The organism is Pedobacter riviphilus, from assembly GCF_014692875.1.
In the GTDB taxonomy this organism is placed as follows: Bacteria; Bacteroidota; Bacteroidia; order Sphingobacteriales; family Sphingobacteriaceae; genus Pedobacter; species Pedobacter riviphilus.
In genome coordinates this window covers 640,649-656,933 of the sequence record NZ_CP061171.1, presented here as the reverse complement: position 1 = coordinate 656,933, position 16,285 = coordinate 640,649, and the positions used below count along the sequence as shown (strand labels likewise).

Below are 16,285 nucleotides of genomic sequence, written 5' to 3'. Positions count from 1 at the left end.
AATTTAGCTGGTGGCATTGTTAATGGCTTCTTGTTCTTTTAAAGCATCAACATTGTTTTTATCACCAAAGTTTTGTGTTTTACCTGCAAAGTAATCTAAAATTCCCGAAATAGTATCTAAGTTATCAGCTAAATTTTGATGAACATCCGGTAAATCTTTTTCCAGGCGGTTATCGCCCAATTCGATATTATCAACTTCGATTTTACCAATTTTTTGAATAAGTGCCTGCTGAGAGTTTTGTAAATCTTCCAATTCACGCACGATCTTTTCCATTAATTCAAACTTCTTTAAAGTGTTCATAGGTTCTTATTTTTAGTTAAACTATTCCTTATAAACCCCTTAGCGCTGGTTTTGTTTTATTTCGTTAATCTTTTAACGAACAGATTTGGAATTACCAAAAACAACTAATAAATTAGTTTAAAATTATATGTTATGAAAAGGCTTCTTACACTATTGATTTTATTTGGTTTAAGTTTAACAGGATATGCACAAAATGCAACTGCTGTTGATAAGGAGAAACTTTTCGATTTCTATCAGACCCAACGTTATGCCGATGCTGCTCAATACCTTAAAGGCATTTACGGAGAAGAAGTGAATGATTTTAAAACCCTCAGCCAAATTGGCTATTGTTTTTTAATGGCAGGCAATAATGTAGAAGCAGAAAAATTTTATGGCAAGGCCTATACACTGCAGCCGCAGAGCCTGCCAATTCTTTTCAGCCTGGGCAGTATTAACACCAAAAGAGGTAATACCGAAAAAGCCAAATTGTACTACAGCGAAATTGCAAAAATAGATAGCAATAACTTTAATGTGTACAAACTGCTGGCCAATTTGTACAGTTCTCCAAAGAATGATTCCCTTAAACTCATCTACCTCTTAAAGGCTAATCAGATCAATCCGTTGGAGGGAGATGTTGCTGCTGATCTCGCTGAGGTGCATGCGGCTTATCAGCAATACGAAAAAGCTTATCATGTACTCGACATTGCCATTAAGGGAGATAGTGATAACCTCGTGCTGCAAAGAGCGAAACTTCCGATAGCCAATCAGCTTAAAAGGTACAGCGAAGTGATTGCATCAGGAGAGAAACTGTTAAAAGATGCTGCCGATGCAGGGGTGGTAAAAGATGTTGCAAAAGCTTATTATTATACCAAAAAATATCAGAAAGCAATCGATCTTTTTAAACAACTGGAGGTAGTAGCGATGGGGAATGAAACTACCTTATATTACACCTCGCTCAGTTACCGAGCTTTAAAAAATTATCCACAGGCGGCTATTTACACCAGGAAAACCATCGATGAGGCCATTTCGCCCAATACGTCCAGTTATTATTCTTTATTGGGACTGGTTTATGAAGAAAATAATCAACTGGCATTGGCAAGCGCAGCCTATAAAAAAGGTTTACAATTTAAAGCAACAGCAACTTTATATTACCGCTTGGCCATATTTTATGATACCCGTTTAAAGCAGGAGAAAAATGCACTCAAATATTATAACCTTTATTTAAAAAGCAAACCGAGCTTAACGGATGATAAAGAGGAAATTAAATTTTCAAAGGATAGGATTGCACAGCTAAACCTGGCCGATTAAACCAGATCTTCAAAAACAGGTTTTACATTGTCCCAAAATTCATCCAGGGCAATTATTCTGGGTTTAAAAAAGGAGATTAAGGTTGGCCAGTGCTGTTGGTTAAAAATGCTCACGCCAGTAATGCTGCTTGAAATCTGTGATACCGTTTTACCGAAATCATCAGTTGTATCTTTTATCCAGTCCCATTCTTCATTTACCGTATTGGCAAATAAAAGCTTAAATTCTTCGAACTGTTCGAAAATGAGGTGCCTGATATCGGGATCGGGATGCGACAGTTGAATGCTAATAAAGGCATTTTTAGCATCAACATCCATTTTAAAGAAGATGTTCTTCACGCCAGTTTTGTAGTTCGTCCAGTTTACGGTTGAACCGCTTGCTGAAGGGACAGGTTTCATGTATTGCCCAAAACTGATCCAAAACTGTTGGCGCAAGCGGGCTGCTTCTTCTTTACTGTACATTTATTTTTTTTAGCATTGTGTAAAAACCGTACCATAATTCAACCAAATCGTCATTCTTGCGCAGGCGGGAATCCTAAAACTAATTGCCTTAAGATTCCCAACCAAGTTGAGAATGACGATTTTTCGCAGAAGAAATACTATTAATAGGGTCCTTTTTTACAATGCTGCAATATTAAGCGATTAATATTTGTATTCAAAATGATAGCTACCTGATCCTATTTCCTCCTTTTTATCAGTTTTTGGCAAAATTACGGTTGCTGTAGCATTGGCCGGAACGGTTACATCAAGTTTAAAAACACCATCCATAATCGTCCATGATGATTTAACCGTGCCATACACCGTTTCCAGTTCTGCCGAAGCATTGGTTAATTTCCCTCCTGGTCTGGGTGCAATTAAAATGGTTTTGTAACCTGGTTGCACTGGCAGGGGATTAATGCCGGCAATATTTTTATACATCCAATCGCCAATGGCGCCATAAGCATAGTGGTTAAAAGAATTCATATCAGCCGTTTGAAAAGAGCCATCCTGTTTAATGCCATCCCAGCGCTCCCAAATGGTAGTTGCCCCCATTTTAACAGGATACAACCATGAAGGATAACTTTCTTGCAACAATAGATCATAAGCTACATCTTCGTGCCCAAAACGGCTCAATACATGACAAAGGTATGGTGTACCCAAAAAGCCTGTCGTCAGGTGGTTTCCGTAATCTTTTACATTGTCTACCAATCTTTGTGCAGCCTGCGCACGTAAGTTTTCAGGCAGCATATCAAACTGTAAGGCCAATACATATGCTGTTTGGGTGTTAGAAATCAATTTACCGTTTGGCGTCATATTTTCTTTGATGTAAGCGGCTTTAATCTGCTCCAATAGTGCGGTATATTTGGTTACATCGTCCGTTTTGCCCAATACCTTTGCGGCATTTACCAGCAACTGGGTTGAATGTGCATAAAATGTTTGGGCAATCATATACTTATCCGTCACTGCGGCACGACCATCGTTATCATCATTAGGTCTGTAAAACAACCAATCGCCAAAGTGGAACCCCGTATTCCAAAGGTTATTTTTTGCTACTGATGAAATATAATCGACCCACTTTTTCATGCTACTGTACTGCGTTTCTAATATGCCTTTATCTCCGTACGATACATACATATCCCAGGGAATAATGGTGGCCACATCAGCCCAGCCAGCAGAACCCGCATCATTTTGGCTCAGTACATTTGGTATCACAAAAGGAACACTACCGTTAGGAAGCTGATCTGCAGAAACATCTTTCAGCCATTTGGTAAAAAAGCCTGATACATCCATGTTATATGCAGCTGTTGTAGCAAATGCCTGAGCATCGCCCGTCCAGCCCAAACGCTCGTCTCTTTGCGGACAATCTGTTGGCACATCAACAAAATTTCCTTTCTGTCCCCATGAAATGTTATGCTGCAGTTGATTTAGCAAAGGATTTGAAGTCGTGAATTTTCCGCTGGTTTTCATGTCCGAATAAACAGCTACTGCGGTAAGGTTTTCCAACTTCAGTTCACCAGGGTAACCATCTATTTTTACATACCTAAATCCCTGAAAAGAAAAATGTGGTTCGAAAACCTGTTCAGTTTCACCTTTTAAAATATAATTGTTCTGTTGTTTGGCCGAGCGGAGATTAGTGGTATAAAAATTCCCTTCCTTGGTTAATACCTCAGCATGGCTGATGCTAATTTTGGTACCCGCTGGCCCCTTGGCTTTTAACATTACCCACCCCACTAAATTCTGCCCAAAATCGACAACGGTTTCACCTTTCGGGGTTTTAAATATTTTTAAGGCTTTAAATGTTTCGTGTTTGGTTACCTGCGGTCCGCTCATTCCAACCAGTTTTTCCTGTCCCCTGGCCAGTTCCTGTGCAGATTTCCAGCTAGTGTTTTCTTTAAAGCCAATATTGTTCCAGCCAGCTAGTTCTAACCTGGCATCGTAGGTTTCTCCATCATAAATGTTAGAAGCAAGTATTGGCCCGTAACCTGTTTTCCAGCTGTTATCGCTTATAATGGTTTCTTTAGTTCCATCGGTATATTCCACTTCCAATTGCAGCAATAAAGCCCTGGTATCGCCATAAAATTGTTTTTGATTACTAAATCCGATACGTCCCTTGTACCAGCCATCGCCCAGTGAAACGCCAATTACATTGGCCCCTTTCTTTAGTGACTGCTTAACATCGTAAACCTGATACTGAATATGATCTTTATAACTTGTCCACCCTGGTGCAAAATAAGCATTACCAACACGCCCGCCATTAATATTCGCCTCATACAAACCTTTGGCCGTAATGTAAACCATTGCAGATTTTATTTCTTTCTTCAGGTTAAATTCTTTTCTGAACAAAGGGCTGGCTAAAGAAGTATCTTTTCCATTTACCGCAATCCACTTTGCAGTCCAATCCTCAGGTTTTAAACCTGTTTGAAAAAACTGAACCGGCGACCATACAGATGCATTTCCATGGTTGTCTTTTACCCTAACCTGCCAGTAATATCTAGTTTTTGAGGATAGCCCTGGACCATCGTACGCAATCAATACCGATTGATCATTGTTTATCGCCCTTTTCCATAAAACTTTATCAATATTTGCTGTTGTACCCAGTCTGATTTCGTAGTTACGCTGTTTGGTATTTTTTATATCCGAAATCATTTTCCAGCTAAACCTAGGCTTAGGATTATCAACACTAAAAGGATTTACTAGATGCTCAACGGTTAAATCTTTTACTGAGATTTTCTGTGCTAAAACATTCGTTGTAAATAAAAGCAATAAGGCAAGGCTAGTTATTGTGCCTGAGGTACGGAAATTTCTGTTCATATTGGTTAGCGTTAATTTTTTAATCTTAACTACACGATAATCAGAAATATTATTTAACCAACCATCCTGTACTGTTATGAAAAATTAAGCGTTAGCACAACGGCAATAATTTAATAAAACACCACTTATTAAACACGAAAAACAACAGACGGGCAGCAAAAATAGAGTTTATCGGTTCATTAATCGGGCAACATATTTGCCAATAATATCGAATTCTAAATTTACCGTATCGCCAACTTCAACTTCCTGTAAATTGGTATGTTCGAAAGTATAAGGGATGATAAACACCGAAAACTCATCGGGCTCAGAATTTACTACAGTTAGACTAATGCCATTTACACAGGCAGAACCTTTTTCTACGGTTACATTTCCAGCAGAAGCATCATATTTAAAGCGGTACTCCCAGCTACCATCCAGAGCTTCACGTTTCACACAAACAGCGGTCTGGTCTACATGGCCCTGTACAATGTGTCCATCTAAACGGGCATTCATTTGCATGCAGCGCTCGAGGTTAACTTTACTGCCTACTTTTAAACCACCAAGATTGGTTTTATTTAGCGTTTCATCTATAGCTGTAACGGTATGTGTTCCATCATTCAGTGCCACCACAGTCAAGCATACGCCATTATGGGCTACACTCTGGTCGATTTTCAGCTCATGGCTAATTGCAGAAGAGATGGTAAAGTGGATATTGGTATGGTCGTTTTTAATGGCAGTAACTTCGCCAAGTGTTTCTATAATTCCTGTGAACATTTTGTGTTTATCATTTTAGTTTTGCAACAAATCGTCATTCCCGCGCAGGCGGCAATCTTAATTCCCCATGCAAATATTACCGAGGCATTACGATTCCTAATCAAGTTGTTCCAAAGGAACTCCTTTGGAGGGAATGACGATCGCACTAAATCTATTCTCTAATATTTTAATCTATTTTTTCTCCAATCGGAACTATTCTTAACTGCCGCACCACCCAACTTCACCTCCTTCTTATCAAACAGTTTTGCAGCAATTACCGCGGCAATTAAGGCTTCCGTTTCATCCTGTACCTTTAAACTTTCGGGCTTAAAGTATTTACCTACAAAATGCGTATCGAATTTACCTGTTTTAAAAGCCTCATGCTGCATGACAAATTTACCAAAACCCAAAGTAGTTTCTATCCCCGTAATATCATATTCTTCAATAGCCCTCACCATTCGCTCAATAGCTTCTTCCCTATCTTTACCATAAGTGATCAGTTTCGCGATCATCGGATCATAATAAATCGGGATTTCCATACCTTGCTCAAAGCCATCATCAACCCTTACCCCATTGCCTTTGGGTGTGCTGTAAGTCTGCAAAGTGCCAATATCAGGCAGGAAATTATTGGCCGGATCTTCAGCATAAACGCGAAGTTCTATCGCATGTCCATTGATTTTTAAATCCTCCTGGTTAAAACTAAGTCTTTCGCCTGAGGCTATTTTTAGCTGTTCTTTTACCAGATCTATGCCTGTAATCAGCTCGGTTACCGGATGCTCTACCTGTAAGCGTGTATTCATTTCGAGAAAAAAGAAATTGAGCTGCTCATCTAAAATAAACTCTACTGTACCGGCTCCGGTATAATTTACCGAACGGGCTACATCTACGGCACATTTCCCCATTTGCTGCCTGATTTCTTCAGTTAAAACAGCTGATGGTGCCTCTTCTACCACCTTCTGGTGACGGCGTTGTACAGAGCATTCACGTTCAAAAAGATGCACAATATTGCCATAACTATCGCCCAAAACCTGTATTTCGATGTGCCTTGGCGAGGTAACATAACGTTCGATAAAAACAGCCCCATCGCCAAAGGCTGAGGTAGCCTCACTTACGGCAAGCTGCATCTGTTCTTCAAAATCTTCGGCCCGCTCTACAATACGCATCCCCTTACCCCGCCACCTGCAGCAGCTTTGATTAATATGGGGAAACCAACTTCGATGGCACGCTGTTTTGCCTCGCCTACATCCTGAATGGCTTCTTCCGTTCCCGGCACCATCGGGATATTGTATTTTAAAGCCGCTGCCTTTGCCGATAGTTTATTACCCATCGTTTCCATCGCTTCTGGTGAAGGGCCAACCAAAATCAATCCTGCATCAGCAACTTTCTGCGCAAAACCAGCATTCTCAGATAAAAAACCATAACCGGGATGGATCGCCTGAGCACCTGTTAATTTACAGGCATCGATAATTTTCTCACCAACCAGATAACTCTGGTTAGAAGGCGCTGGGCCAATACAAACCGCCTCATCAGCATAACGAACATGCAAAGCATTACGGTCGGCTTCAGAAAAAACAGCAACCGTTTTAATGCCCATTTCCTTTGCCGAGCGCATAATACGTAAAGCGATTTCGCCACGGTTAGCGATTAAAAGTTTGGAGATTGGGATTATGGGTTTGGAGTTATTGGGCATTTTGGTTAGAATTTCATTAGACATATTGACTCAGAACTAAAGGCTCACGACTTAGGGCTCAGCCTAAGACAAATGTAATATTATTTCGATTGCCTGATCGATCATTTCAGCACTAAGATCCAGATGTGTTACCAAACGGATCGTACTTGCACTGGTGGTATTGCAATGGAGTCCTTTTTCTTTCAATTGGTGCACAACCTTCTCTGCTGATCCCTTTTCAACTTCGAAAATAACAATATTGGTTTCAACCGGCATTACCGATTTTACGTATTTTGCGCTGGCCAATGCATTTGCCAAAGCCTGCGCATGGGCATGATCGTCTTTTAAGCGTGTTACGTGATGATCGAGTGCATAAATACCAGCAGCAGCCAGAAATCCTGCCTGGCGCATGCCTCCACCAAAAGCTTTTCTAATTTTTCGGGCTTTATGGATCATTTGTTTGTTGCCCAATAGCACAGAGCCAACTGGCGCACCAAGTCCTTTAGACAGGCAAACCGAAATGCCGTCAAAGTATTTGCCGTACTCACCTGCCTGATCGCCTGTGGCCACAAGCGCATTAAAAATACGCGCACCGTCTAAATGCAGTTTCAATCCTTTTATATTGCAGAGGTGATGGATCGGGGCAATCTGCGACAAAGTATAACAGCTTCCGCCACCTTTATTTACTGTATTTTCTAAAACAACCAAACTGGAGTTGGGGTAGTGAATATTATCTTCATTGATTTCGGGTTCAATCAGCTCTGGCGTTAAAATTCCGCGTTCGCCATACAACAACCTTACCGATGCGCCCGAGTGAAAGGCAATGCCACCGATTTCGTAACGGTACACATGAGCAGTCTGATCGCAGATCACCTCATCCATCGGCTGGGTAAAACACTTAATCGCAATCTGGTTGGTCATCGTTCCAGATGGACAAAATAATCCAGCCTCCATGTTAAAAGTCGAAGCCAATTTTGTCTCCAATGCATGCACCGTTTCGTCTTCACCAAAAACGTCATCACCCACTTTTGCATTCATCATGGCATCCAACATTCCAGCAGTTGGCTTGGTTACTGTATCACTCCTGAAATCTAAAAATCTGCTGTTCATTTCGCTATTTTGTTATAAAATATTATTGATGTTAAAAAAAAAGACCAATGCCCTTTCTGGTATAATTTTAAGGTTTTTCGGCGATTAAACGCCCTATATAGTGTATTTTTTACACACTTAATTTTCGACAACAACAAATTGTTAAAAAATTATTAAAAAAAAGGATACAAAATATAAGACTTTTTATACTTTTATCGTGCTAAAACCAAAAATAAATAAAATGATAGTAATTGCAGACGGCGGATCTACCAAAACAAATTGGTGTTTGATTAACGAGGCCGGCAGAAAAATTTACTTTAACACCGAAGGTTACAATCCATATTTTTCGAAGGGAGAGTACATTGTAAAGTCTTTGAATGAGACTCTTCCAGACCACTTGGAAAGAGAGAAATTAACAGCAGTTTATTACTACGGTGCCGGCTGTTCTACACCTGCAAATGTTAAGATTGTGGCCGATGCCATGCAACTGATCTTTACCAATGCAACCATTTTTGTAGGCCACGATTTACTTGCTTCATCTAGAGCACTCCTTGGAAACGAGCCAGGATTTGCTGCTATTTTAGGTACAGGTACAAATTCATGCCTTTATGATGGATCTGAAATTACCATGAACATCGATTCGTTGGGTTATTTCTTGGGTGATGAAGGTAGCGGCTCGTACATCGGTAAACGTATTTTAAGCGATTACATGAAAGGTTACATGCCGAAAGGATTACGTGAAGCTTTTTACGATAACTACGCTTTAACCAACGAAGATATTTTCGATAACATTTATAATAAGCCACTGCCAAACCGTTTCTGCGCAAGCTTTAGTAAATTCTTATACGATTTTAAAGATAACTATGAGGATTATGCTTTTGCTACCATTGATTATGCTTTTACTGCATTTTTCGAAGCTTTGGTCATCCACTATCCTAACTACAAAGACCACAAATTAAACTGTGTGGGTTCAGTAGGTTATAGTTTCCGTGATATTTTAAGTATTGTAGCCGACCGTTACGAAATGGGCGTAGGTAAAATTATCCGCTCACCTATAGATGATCTGGTACATTACCACTTGGAGTTAGCGCCTAAAGCCTAGTCTTCAGTCCTAAGTCTGGAGTCCTGAGTCTGGAGTCCTGAGTCGGATTACAACCATATAAAAATCCCCGATTTGAAATTCAAATCGGGGATTTTTGCATTTATATTAAACTTATGTTTCCTACTCTTGTCTCATATCTAAAAAGAGATCTCCTTACCAAAAAGTTTCGCGTATTTACGCTTATCGAAGCGGTACAAAGTAGCCGCACGATAGGAAACTCCTTTTTGTTTTTCATCTAGCTCTTTCAGTACACCAAAACTCACAATCTTTTTCCTAAAGTTCCGTTTATCGAGTTTTTTACCCAGAACCAGTTCATAAACATGCTGCAATTGCGTTAAGGTAAATTTCTCCGGCAAAAGTTCGAAAGCAATTGGCTGGTGTTTAATCCGGCGTTTTATTTTTTCTAGTCCTTTATCGTAAATTTTCTGGTGATCGAATGCCAGTTTAGGCAGGTCAGTAATCGGCAGCCAATTTGCCCTTTTGGCATAAGTACTAATCGGACGCAGTTCCTTATCTCCCCCTAAACGGATCAAAGCGTAATAAGCCAAAGTAATTACCCTACCTTGCGGGTGCCTGTTCGGATCGCCAAAGGCATAATACTGCTCCATATAAATGCCACGCAAGCCAGTAAGTTCGTACAAAATGCGGGAGGCCGATTGATCTAAACTTTCATCAGGGCCAACAATATTACCGGGCAATGCCCACCAATCTTTAAATGGTTCTTCATTCCTTTCAATGAGCAGGATTTTTAATTCCTTACCATCAAATCCAAACAAAACGCAATCTATCGAGAATACAGAATCTAAATGAGGTAAAATTTGTTCCAAAGTAAAATTTAGTTATTTTAAGCAGATAAAGGTATGACTTTCAATATTAAGTAAAAAAATAAAATAAATTACTTAGTGTAAAAAATACACACTATATTCGTGTTATAAAGATGAAGCCAAATATAAAAAATATAGCTGTACTTACTTCTGGAGGCGATGCCCCTGGAATGAATGCTGCAATCAGAGCTGTTGTTCGTACCGGAATTTACCATGGCATTAATATGTTTGGGGTAATGCAAGGCTACCAAGGTTTAATTACCGACAACATAAAACCAATGGACGCCCGTTCTGTAAGTAACATTTTACACTTGGGCGGTACCATATTAAAAACTGCGCGCTGTTTAGAGTTTAAAACAGACGAAGGTCAACAGATTGCCTACAATAACTTAAAGAAAAATGATATTGACGGACTGGTCGTAATTGGAGGTGACGGGACATTTACCGGGGCGAAACGTTTCTCAGAAACTTTTGGTGTTAAGGTAATTGGTATACCGGGTACTATTGATAACGATTTAGTTGGATCTGACTTTACTTTAGGTTACGATACAGCTATTAATACTGTAATCGAAGCGATTGATAAAATCAGGGATACTGCCGATGCACACGACCGTTTATTCTTCATAGAGGTAATGGGGCGCGATTCTGGTTGTATTGCCCTAAGAAGTTCGATAGCCAGCGGTGCTGAAGCTGTTTTATTACCTGAAAGGGAAACCAGCGTTAACGAATTAATTAACAAACTGGCCTTAGGCGCAGCAACAAAAAAATCATCGAGTATTGTTATCGTGGCCGAAGGCCATAAACAGGGCGGTGCTTACGATATTGCTAAAAAAGTAAAAGAAACTTTTGATCATTACGATACCAAAGTAACCATACTTGGCCACCTTCAACGTGGCGGTAGTCCAAGCAGTTTCGACAGAATTTTGGGCAGTCGTTTAGGTTTTGCCGCAGTAAATGCGTTAATTGCAGGCGAAACGGAGCAAATGGTAGGTTTAAAAGGAAACGAAATAAAATTAACCAGCATAAGAGAGGCTTTAACTGCTCATTCTTTTAAACTCGAGCCCGATTTAATGGAAATGACAGAGGTACTTTCAATATAATATGGTAGCAGTTGTTTATAGCGGATCGAAAACAGCATTTTGGAAATTAACACAAAATGGACAGGTAGTAGCACATTGTAACACTACAGGCCTAAACCCTTGCTTTGTTGATCCAAAAACGATTTTACAGATTTTAAACAAAAAAGTTGTTTTGGTTAACAATGCTGAAAACATAAAGAAAATTTATTTTTTTGCAGCCGGGGCATCATCAGCAGACAGAAAAGAGGAATTAGCCAGAACCCTCGCATCGTTTTTTAAATACAGTAAAATTGTAGTAGAAAATGATTTATTCGGCGCAGCTAAAGCAGCTTGTTATGATAAACCTGGTATTGTTGGCATGTTGGGAAGTGGCGCACATTGTGCCTACTTCGACGGAAAAAAGCCAATAAACAACAACTTTGGATTAGGTTATATACTGGGCGATGAAGGTTCTTCGAATTACTTTGGAAAAATACTCCTTAAAGAATTTTTAAGCCAAAAAATGCCAAAGGATATTGAGACCAAATTTACTTTAACACACAATCTAGACCGCCCTCAAATATTAGAACGCATTTACAACAAGCCGCAGGCGAATATATTTTTAACTTCATTTTTCGATTTCATCACCCAGAACAGCAAACACGAATACATCCGCAGGCTGATTGATGAAGGATTTGAAAAATACTTTGAAACGTATATCTTGCCTACTTCACAAAAACATAAAGACAGCGAACTGCATATCGTAGGTAAAGTAGCGGCCGAACTGGAAGACCGCTTAAGACTTACAGCAGGCAAATATGGCTTGGAAATTAAAAGCATTATTAAAGAACCAATACAAAATTTATTAAAACATTACACTAATTAACAAAAACAATGAGCAAAATTGGAATAAACGGCTTTGGCCGTATTGGCAGACTGGTTTTCAGAGCCGCATTAAAAAGAGGATTAGATATTGTAGCGATTAATGATTTAATCGAGCCTGATTACATGGCATACATGTTAAAATATGATACTACACATGGCAAATTTGATGGCACTATTGAAGTTGTTGATGGCAATTTAGTTGTTAATGGCAAAACAATCCGCGTAACTGCAGAAAGAAATCCAGCTGATTTAAAATGGGATGCTGTAGGTGTTGAAGTTGTAATCGAATCTACAGGCTTATTCTTAACCCGCGCTGATGCTGAAAAACACATCGCTGCCGGTGCTAAAAAAGTAGTTTTCTCTGCTCCTGCTAAAGATAGCGATATCCCTACTTATGTAATGGGCGTTAACCACCATAAATTAACTGCAGATCAAACTATTGTTTCTAATGCATCTTGTACTACGAACTGTTTAGCACCAATTGCTAAAGTTTTAAATGATAACTTCGGTATTGTTGAAGGCTTAATGAGCACCATCCACGCTGTAACTGCAACTCAAAAAACAGTTGATGGTCCGTCTGCTAAAGACTGGAGAGGTGGCCGTGGTGGTTTCTCTAACATCATCCCTTCTTCTACCGGTGCCGCTAAAGCAGTAGGTATGGTTTTACCTGAATTAAAAGGTAAACTAACCGGCATGTCTTTCCGCGTGCCTGTTGCTGACGTTTCTGTTGTAGATTTAACTGCACGTTTAGAAAAACCAGCTACTTACGAGCAAATTAAAGCAGCTATGAAAGCAGCTTCTGAAGGTGAATTAAAAGGCGTGCTGGCTTATACTGAGGATGAAGTTGTTTCTTCTGACTTTATTGGCGATGATCATGCATCTATTTTTGACGCTAAAGCAGGTATCTCATTAAACGATAACTTCGTTAAAGTGGTATCTTGGTACGATAACGAATGGGGATATTCTTCTGCATTAGCTAAATTCGTAGAATATTACGCAAGTTTGTAATAAAAAAATGCATTAAGCAATTTTCAAATCATATAAAAGGCAACATTATTCAATTAATGTTGCCTTTTTGTTTTAAACACAATTTTCACATATAAATTTTATTTCAAAATTGACACGAAAAATATTTTTTGATTAATTTTTCATACAAAAATCAACTTTACAATCGTAAAAACAACAAAAAACACCTAAAAATATGATAGAAATCATTTTAAGCAAGGGATTAAACAAACGTTTGACTAAATCGTGCTATAAATTGACAATATTTAACAATTACTTAACAAATTTTTACCTTATCTTTGCAGTACGATCATTTTAAATCCTAAAAGCTTATAGAAAAAGAACAGGAAATAAAAAATGACAAAAAAAATACTTAAAATTTTCTTAGTGTATTTTTTACACTATCAAATTTTTTACTATATTTGTAGAGTAATAAACGGAACGATGTTTATCACGATAAAAAAAGATAAATCATTTTCTTGAAAAACCCTGGTTTAGATAGAAGATTAAAGACAAAGCCTGGCTCATAACAGGTTTATATTTGGTTAGAAAAAAGAGACAAGTCTGGATAGATTGTCTCTTTTCTTTTATACAGGCTTTTTTTTTACCGCATTTATTACCATTGCTTACTGAAAAAACATATCCTCAAACCAATATTATACTTTCAACATCGATTTTTACATAAACAGAGATGAAATAGATCAACAATAAAATTTCGAAAGAATTAACCGTAAACCTTCATATCCACCCAATATTTATCATAAATCCACTAAACGGGGCACTGTTATCAATTACCGCTAGGCTCTCTCCAAAAACCAGCTTATTCATAAAGATGGCATTTTACACAACATGGATGGTAAGTCCCCACTAGAACTCAATGAAAGTGACAATTAGAAGAATCAAATTCATTCCTAAAAATTTTCAGCTTACCTATTAACAAAAAAAAGGCTATTCAAAAACCACTATTATACCGCAACACATTATAAATGAACAAGATTAGCTGATAAAATTGAACAAATTTTCACATTGACAATTATCAAAAACAGAAAAATTACGTAGTATTTATACTGCATTTTAGTTTATTTTTGTCAAAATGAAGAATGCAGCATTATTATTTTGTATTTGCATATTATGTTGCCCAGTGCAAAAATTAATGGCGCAAGCCACTATTACAGGCTGCGTTGTGCCGCTCGGACAACAGGTTTACACCCAAACCAACAACGGAATTTTGTTTGATGGATCACCTTCCGTAGATCTGTCGGGAGAGTGTTACTCGAGTTCTACTGCCGGAACGCCCTGCACTATTTGTATGAATGGACTTAATCCTGGTGGTAATTGCCCTCCAGGAAGTGGTAATCCTACAGGAGGAACCATACAAACATTCACCATCCTGGATTGCGCTCTAGACAATTCTCTTTCGCTCTTAATTTTGTGCTTAGGCGGATTAAGTTTTCACTTTTTACGCAAAAAGAACCTTAGTTTGTACGCTGCACCCTAAAGTCACTCAACATCACGATTAAGCTAAGGATAATTAACTATTTCTTTCCCTAAGAATAAAATAGCCAGCTCCCGAGTTAAAAATATACCAGTATTTAAATCACCTTAATCCCCAAATTTTTATAAGGCACAAGGATGGCATTATCGGGATCTGTTTCGGTGATAATCACATCTACATCATTAACCGGGCAAACATAGTAAGGCTCTACAGTATTTATTTTTTCGAGTGCGGATAGTGCAATAGTTTTCTGCGCCTGGCTAATCATAATATTATTCAACTGAGCATCTTCATAAATAATGGAAGTAATGCCCATACTATGATGCAAACTACAGATACCAAGCATACAGATATCGGCCCTTACCTTCTTAAATGTATCGATAGTTTCTTGTCCTATAGTAGTAAATGCAGTTTTTTGCAATCTTCCTCCCGCAAATATTACCTCAGCACTAGGGTGATCTTCCAAGATATTGGCTACCGGAAAGCTATTGGTAATGATGGTAATCTTTAAATCTGTAGGCAAAATCGTAGCGAGCGCCACTACCGAAGTACCGCCGTCAAAAAAAACCACCTGACCATCTTTTAAAAACTGCAAGGCTTTATTGGCAATGGCTTGCTTATGTTGCTGATTGTATTTTTCCCTATCTCTATAGTGTTGGGGTATAGGAGAACGGGAAATTGCACCACCACGAACGGCACGGAGCAACCCTTGCGAATCAAGCTCTTTAATGTCGCGGCGCACGGTATCTTCTGATACATTCAACAAAGCGCTTAAGGCATCAAGCCTTACTTTACTGTCTTTATCAAGGGTATTAATAATAATCTGTAGGCGCTCTTCCTTTACCATATTACTGCAATATATTGCAAATATAAAAATTTTAAAAGAATAAAATTTGCAATATATTGCAATATTAAATATTTTTGTTGCAAAATATAGCAAATAATGAAAAAAACCATTGGCATAGATATGGACGGCGTACTGGCCGACATCGAAGATCATATATTACATACCTATCAGATTGAAACAGGTATTTCGCTTACGCGCAACGATATAAAAGGCAAATCGGAAGAAGAACTTTTTCCGGATAGGGCAATGGTCATGAAGATCTGCAACAGAACAGGCTTTTTCAGGAACCTGCCGGTTATGGAAGGTGCTGTTGAAGCCGTAAAAAAACTCATGGAAGATTATGAAATCTATATTGTTTCGGCAGCCATGGAATTTCCTTTATCCCTTTTCGAAAAACACGAATGGCTGGCAGAGCATTTCCCTTTCATCAGTTGGAAAAACATTATCTTTTGCGGCGATAAAAGCATTATTGATACCGACTATTTAATTGATGATCATAGCAAAAACCTCGATTTCTGCAAAGGCAAACCTTTAATGTTTACCGCATTCCACAATGTAGCGAAAGACCATCATCAGCGGATCAACCACTGGAATGAGGTACCAGCTTTATTGAAACAACTGGAAGAGACAAACCTCATGTTAGCTTAATGAAAAATAGCATAAAAAAAGGGTGTAGCCATTGGCCACACCCTCTATCTAAATTAA

At 38.6% G+C, this 16,285-nt stretch carries 15 protein-coding genes and 1 pseudogene; 7 read left to right on the top strand and 9 right to left on the bottom strand.

The features are described from left to right. Positions 1-3: 3 nt before the first annotated feature. Positions 4-300 carry a hypothetical protein gene (locus tag H9N25_RS02580; protein WP_167293185.1) on the bottom strand — a complete coding sequence of 99 codons (297 nt, stop codon included), beginning with the start codon at positions 298-300 and terminating at the stop codon, positions 4-6. A gap of 132 nt (positions 301-432) precedes the next feature. On the opposite strand from H9N25_RS02580, the gene H9N25_RS02575 reads away from it, so the two are divergent. Beyond that, positions 433-1,587, top strand: a complete 1,155-nt coding sequence (locus H9N25_RS02575; RefSeq protein WP_190327854.1) for a tetratricopeptide repeat protein — start codon at positions 433-435, stop codon at positions 1,585-1,587. Here the strand turns inward: H9N25_RS02575 and H9N25_RS02570 are convergent. The 6 genes and pseudogenes from H9N25_RS02570 to H9N25_RS02550 all read right to left on the bottom strand — a co-directional run bounded on the left by H9N25_RS02570 (position 1,584) and on the right by H9N25_RS02550 (position 8,385). After that, positions 1,584-2,045, bottom strand: a complete 462-nt coding sequence (locus H9N25_RS02570; protein ID WP_190327853.1) for a DUF4268 domain-containing protein — start codon at positions 2,043-2,045, stop codon at positions 1,584-1,586. The two genes, H9N25_RS02575 and H9N25_RS02570, sit on opposite strands and share 4 nt — an antisense overlap. 180 nt (positions 2,046-2,225) lie before the next feature. Then, positions 2,226-4,874: a glycoside hydrolase family 78 protein gene (locus H9N25_RS02565; RefSeq protein WP_190327852.1), complete on the bottom strand. Its 2,649-nt coding sequence runs from the start codon at positions 4,872-4,874 to the stop codon at positions 2,226-2,228. Positions 4,875-5,042: 168 nt separating this feature from the next. After that, positions 5,043-5,627: a riboflavin synthase gene (locus tag H9N25_RS02560; RefSeq protein WP_167293181.1), complete on the bottom strand. Its 585-nt coding sequence runs from the start codon at positions 5,625-5,627 to the stop codon at positions 5,043-5,045. Between the two features lie 158 nt (positions 5,628-5,785). Continuing rightward, positions 5,786-6,208 (bottom strand): biotin carboxylase domain-containing protein, encoded by a 423-nt coding sequence (locus H9N25_RS24875; RefSeq protein WP_255524642.1) that lies wholly within the window; start codon positions 6,206-6,208, stop codon positions 5,786-5,788. A gap of 156 nt (positions 6,209-6,364) precedes the next feature. Beyond that, positions 6,365-7,218 (bottom strand): annotated as a pseudogene (locus H9N25_RS24870) (ATP-binding protein); the annotation flags it as partial. A 141-nt stretch (positions 7,219-7,359) separates the two neighbouring features. Next, complete coding sequence (locus H9N25_RS02550; RefSeq protein WP_190327851.1) at positions 7,360-8,385, bottom strand: threonine aldolase family protein; 1,026 nt, start codon at positions 8,383-8,385, stop codon at positions 7,360-7,362. A 220-nt stretch (positions 8,386-8,605) separates the two neighbouring features. On the opposite strand from H9N25_RS02550, the gene H9N25_RS02545 reads away from it, so the two are divergent. Beyond that, positions 8,606-9,466 carry an N-acetylglucosamine kinase gene (locus H9N25_RS02545; protein WP_167293179.1) on the top strand — a complete coding sequence of 287 codons (861 nt, stop codon included), beginning with the start codon at positions 8,606-8,608 and terminating at the stop codon, positions 9,464-9,466. Positions 9,467-9,603: 137 nt separating this feature from the next. On the opposite strand, the gene H9N25_RS02540 is transcribed toward H9N25_RS02545, so the two are convergent. Further along, positions 9,604-10,293 (bottom strand): NUDIX hydrolase, encoded by a 690-nt coding sequence (locus tag H9N25_RS02540; protein WP_090982558.1) that lies wholly within the window; start codon positions 10,291-10,293, stop codon positions 9,604-9,606. A 110-nt stretch (positions 10,294-10,403) separates the two neighbouring features. On the opposite strand from H9N25_RS02540, the gene pfkA reads away from it, so the two are divergent. The 4 genes from pfkA (at position 10,404) to H9N25_RS02520 (ending at position 14,736) form a co-directional block, all read left to right on the top strand. Then, a complete protein-coding gene (pfkA, locus tag H9N25_RS02535; protein ID WP_167293178.1) occupies positions 10,404-11,390 on the top strand; it encodes a 6-phosphofructokinase in 987 nt (328 codons plus the stop codon). A 1-nt stretch (position 11,391) separates the two neighbouring features. Beyond that, positions 11,392-12,234: a hypothetical protein gene (locus H9N25_RS02530; RefSeq protein WP_167293177.1), complete on the top strand. Its 843-nt coding sequence runs from the start codon at positions 11,392-11,394 to the stop codon at positions 12,232-12,234. 8 nt (positions 12,235-12,242) lie between these two features. Continuing rightward, complete coding sequence (gene gap / locus H9N25_RS02525; protein ID WP_025144555.1) at positions 12,243-13,241, top strand: type I glyceraldehyde-3-phosphate dehydrogenase; 999 nt, start codon at positions 12,243-12,245, stop codon at positions 13,239-13,241. A 1,150-nt stretch (positions 13,242-14,391) separates the two neighbouring features. Then, on the top strand, positions 14,392-14,736 hold the full coding sequence (locus tag H9N25_RS02520; protein WP_190327850.1) for a hypothetical protein: 345 nt from the start codon (positions 14,392-14,394) through the stop codon (positions 14,734-14,736). Between the two features lie 94 nt (positions 14,737-14,830). Here H9N25_RS02520 and H9N25_RS02515 read toward each other — a convergent pair whose 3' ends face one another. After that, positions 14,831-15,580 carry a DeoR/GlpR family DNA-binding transcription regulator gene (locus tag H9N25_RS02515; RefSeq protein ID WP_190327849.1) on the bottom strand — a complete coding sequence of 250 codons (750 nt, stop codon included), beginning with the start codon at positions 15,578-15,580 and terminating at the stop codon, positions 14,831-14,833. A 96-nt stretch (positions 15,581-15,676) separates the two neighbouring features. On the opposite strand from H9N25_RS02515, the gene H9N25_RS02510 reads away from it, so the two are divergent. Further along, positions 15,677-16,228, top strand: a complete 552-nt coding sequence (locus H9N25_RS02510) for a 5' nucleotidase, NT5C type (RefSeq protein WP_190327848.1) — start codon at positions 15,677-15,679, stop codon at positions 16,226-16,228. The last annotated feature ends 57 nt before the right edge of the window (positions 16,229-16,285 follow it).

What these genes read in the sequence shown, in the direction of transcription:
- H9N25_RS02580 (WP_167293185.1), bottom strand. Translation starts at nt 300, where the DNA reads ATGAACACTTTAAAGAAGTTTGAATTAATGGAAAAGATCGTGCGTGAA.
- H9N25_RS02575 (WP_190327854.1), top strand. Translation starts at nt 433, where the DNA reads ATGAAAAGGCTTCTTACACTATTGATTTTATTTGGTTTAAGTTTAACA.
- H9N25_RS02570 (WP_190327853.1), bottom strand. Translation starts at nt 2,045, where the DNA reads ATGTACAGTAAAGAAGAAGCAGCCCGCTTGCGCCAACAGTTTTGGATC.
- H9N25_RS02565 (WP_190327852.1), bottom strand. Translation starts at nt 4,874, where the DNA reads ATGAACAGAAATTTCCGTACCTCAGGCACAATAACTAGCCTTGCCTTA.
- H9N25_RS02560 (WP_167293181.1), bottom strand. Translation starts at nt 5,627, where the DNA reads ATGTTCACAGGAATTATAGAAACACTTGGCGAAGTTACTGCCATTAAA.
- H9N25_RS02550 (WP_190327851.1), bottom strand. Translation starts at nt 8,385, where the DNA reads ATGAACAGCAGATTTTTAGATTTCAGGAGTGATACAGTAACCAAGCCA.
- H9N25_RS02545 (WP_167293179.1), top strand. Translation starts at nt 8,606, where the DNA reads ATGATAGTAATTGCAGACGGCGGATCTACCAAAACAAATTGGTGTTTG.
- pfkA (WP_167293178.1), top strand. Translation starts at nt 10,404, where the DNA reads ATGAAGCCAAATATAAAAAATATAGCTGTACTTACTTCTGGAGGCGAT.
- H9N25_RS02530 (WP_167293177.1), top strand. Translation starts at nt 11,392, where the DNA reads ATGGTAGCAGTTGTTTATAGCGGATCGAAAACAGCATTTTGGAAATTA.
- gap (WP_025144555.1), top strand. Translation starts at nt 12,243, where the DNA reads ATGAGCAAAATTGGAATAAACGGCTTTGGCCGTATTGGCAGACTGGTT.
- H9N25_RS02520 (WP_190327850.1), top strand. Translation starts at nt 14,392, where the DNA reads ATGGCGCAAGCCACTATTACAGGCTGCGTTGTGCCGCTCGGACAACAG.
- H9N25_RS02515 (WP_190327849.1), bottom strand. Translation starts at nt 15,580, where the DNA reads ATGGTAAAGGAAGAGCGCCTACAGATTATTATTAATACCCTTGATAAA.
- H9N25_RS02510 (WP_190327848.1), top strand. Translation starts at nt 15,677, where the DNA reads ATGAAAAAAACCATTGGCATAGATATGGACGGCGTACTGGCCGACATC.